General features: G+C 73.7%; 2 protein-coding genes. Both read right to left on the reverse strand.

The features are described 5' to 3' along the window. Positions 1-232: 232 nt before the first annotated feature. Entirely contained in the window at positions 233-1,447 is a 1,215-nt protein-coding gene (dinB, locus tag H5J29_RS27995) for a DNA polymerase IV (protein ID WP_181783988.1), read from the reverse strand. 85 nt (positions 1,448-1,532) lie between these two features. Further along, a partial coding sequence (locus H5J29_RS28000; RefSeq protein ID WP_181783989.1) for an aldehyde dehydrogenase occupies positions 1,533-2,782 on the reverse strand: 1,250 nt, incomplete at its 5' end.

The following is a 2,782-nucleotide window of genomic DNA, read 5'->3' on the forward strand; positions in this document are numbered from 1 at the left end:
GACCGCACGACGGAACGCCGAGGCGTGGGCGCGCGGCTGGGCCGAGGTCGAGCCGACCTGGTCCGGACGTACCCCGGCGGGCTGACCGACCGTCTCGCGCCGACAGTTCACCTGCCCGCAACCGACTCGACGGGTGACCTCCGGCGATCAGGCTCGTTGTACGGGATGCCGGTATCGGCGGGGACTGGGGAGCCCCCTCGCCGATACCGGCAGATCCCTGTTCGGGGCCGGTTCAGCGGTCCGGCAGCAGCGGGACCTCCAGCCCCTGGTCACGGCCCAGCCGGGCGGCCCGGGTGACGGACTCGGCGCCGAACCTCGTGCGCAGCGAGTCCAGCGTGCGGTCCAGCTCGGGCCCGTCGGTGCGGTCGAACGGGAGGGTGAGCTGCATCGCGTCCCCCTCCTCGAGGTTGGTCAGCGAGATCCCGAGCAGCGTGAGGCCGCGGTCGAGGCACATCGACAACGCGTCGGCGAGGAGCCTGCGCGCCGCGGCCAGCAGGGTGGGGGTGTGGTCGGTGGCGCGGGCCAGGGTGTGCGAGCGGGTCGCCCGGGTGTAGTCGCCGAACCGCAACCGCAGCACGACGGTCCGGCAGACCCGGTCCGCCCCGCGCAGCCGCTTGCCGAGCCGGTCGACGATGCCGGCGAGGAGGGCGTCGAGCTCCTCGGGGCTGCGCCGCCTGCGCCCCAGGACCCGCTGCGAGCCGATCGACCGGCGGCGCACCCCGGTGTCGACGACCCGGGGGTCGCGGTTGTGCGCCAGCGCGTGCAGGTGCCTGCCGCTCGCTCGCCCGAGCAGCGAGACGAGGGTGGGCTCGCCGAGGTCGGCGACCTCCCCGACCGTCCGGATCCCCAACCCGTGCAGCTTCGCCGCGGTGACCTTGCCGACGCCCCACAGCCGCTCGACGGGCAGCGGGTGCAGGAAGGCGAGCTCGCCGCCGGGGGGGACCTCGAGCAGCCCGTCCGGCTTCGCGACCGCCGACGCGACCTTGGCCAGGAACTTGGTGCAGGCCACGCCCACCGTGATCGGCAGCCCGACCTCCCGGGCGACCTGCTCCCGCAGTCGGGCCGCGATCGCCGTGGGGGTCCCGGCGATCCGCCACAGGCCACCGACGTCGAGGAACGCCTCGTCGATCGACAGTCCCTCGACCAGCGGGGTGGTGTCCTCGAACACCGCGAACACGGCCTTGCTCGCCTCGCTGTAGGCGGAGAAGCGTGGCGGGACCACGATCGCGCCGGGGCAGAGCGCCTTCGCCTGCCGCCCGCCCATCGCCGTCCGCACGCCGAAGGCCTTGGCCTCGTAGCTGGCCGCGAGCACGACCCCGCCACCGACGATCACGGGCCGCCCGCGCAGCCGCGGGGCGTCGCGCTGCTCGACCGAGGCGTAGAAGGAGTCGAGGTCGGCATGCAGGATGCTCGCCTCGGCACGCGACCGGATCCGGGACACGAACATATGTTCGCATTCGACACCGACAGAAGGAACGAGCGAACGGCACTCTCGCTCACTAGGTCTGAGCGAGAGTGCCGTTCGCTCCGGGTCAGCCGAGGGTGAAGGGGTCCCGGGTCCCGCCGGTGAGCTCCACCCACACCGACTTGGTCTCCAGGTACGCGTCCACGGCCGCGGCGCCGTTCTCCCGGCCCACCCCGCTCGCCCCGAACCCGCCGAACGGCACGCTGGGGGCCACCACCCGGTAGGCGTTGATCCACACCGAGCCGGCGCGGATCCGGGCGGCCATCCGGTGCGCGCGGTGCACGTCCTTCGTCCAGACCGCGCCCGCCAGCCCGTACGGGGTGTCGTTGGCCAGCCGCACCGCCTCGTCCTCGGTGGTGAACGTGTAGGCGGACAGCACCGGCCCGAAGACCTCCTCGCGCACGATCGTCGACTCCGGGCCGACGCCCGTCAGCACGGTCGGCTGCACGAAGTAGCCGCCGAGCCCGGTGTCGGCGGCACCGCCGTAGGCGACCGTCGCGCCCTCGCGCTTCGCGGCCTCCAGGTAGCCGAGCACCTTCTCGTACTGCGGCGCGTTGGCGACCGGCCCCATCTCGGTCTCCGGGTCGTTCGGGTCGCCGAGCCGGATCGTGGCGGCGCGTTCGGCGACGAGCCGGACCAGCTCGTCGTGGACGTCCTCGTGCACGATCAGCCGCGAGCCCGCCATGCAGGTCTGCCCGGTCGCGGCGAACACCCCGGCGATCAGCCCGTTCGCGGCGGCCTGCAGGTCCGCGTCGGGGAAGACGACCTGCGGGGACTTCCCGCCCAGCTCCAGGGTGACCGGGTTCAGGTTCTCGGCCGCGGCGTGGGCGACCGCGCGCCCCGTCGCCGTCGAGCCGGTGAACGCCACCTTGTCGACGCCCGGGTGCCCGGCCAGGTGCGCCCCCACCTCGCGGGACAGCCCGGTCACCACGTTCACCACGCCCGGCGGGAACCCGGCCCGGTCGATCAGCTCCGCGAAGCCCAGCGTCGAGGCGGGGGAGTGCTCGGACGGCTTGACCACCACCGTGCAGCCCGCGGCCAACGCCGGGGCGAGCTTCCAGGTCATGAGCAGCAGCGGCGAGTTCCACGGCGTGATCGCCGCGACCACCCCCACCGGCTCGCGCCGGGTGTAGACCAGGTAGTTCGGGTTGGGCGAGGGGATCTGCCGCCCCTCGAGCTTGTCCGCGAGGCCCGCGAAGTAGTGGTACCAGCCGCCCAGGCCCGTGAGCTGCCCGATCATCTCGCGGTAGAGCTTGCCGGAGTCGTTCACCTCGAGCCGCGCGAGCCGCTCGGCGTTCTCCCCGACCAGGTCGCCGA

It is taken from the genome of Pseudonocardia pini, from assembly GCF_013870575.1.
Taxonomy (GTDB): domain Bacteria; phylum Actinomycetota; class Actinomycetes; order Mycobacteriales; family Pseudonocardiaceae; genus Pseudonocardia; species Pseudonocardia pini.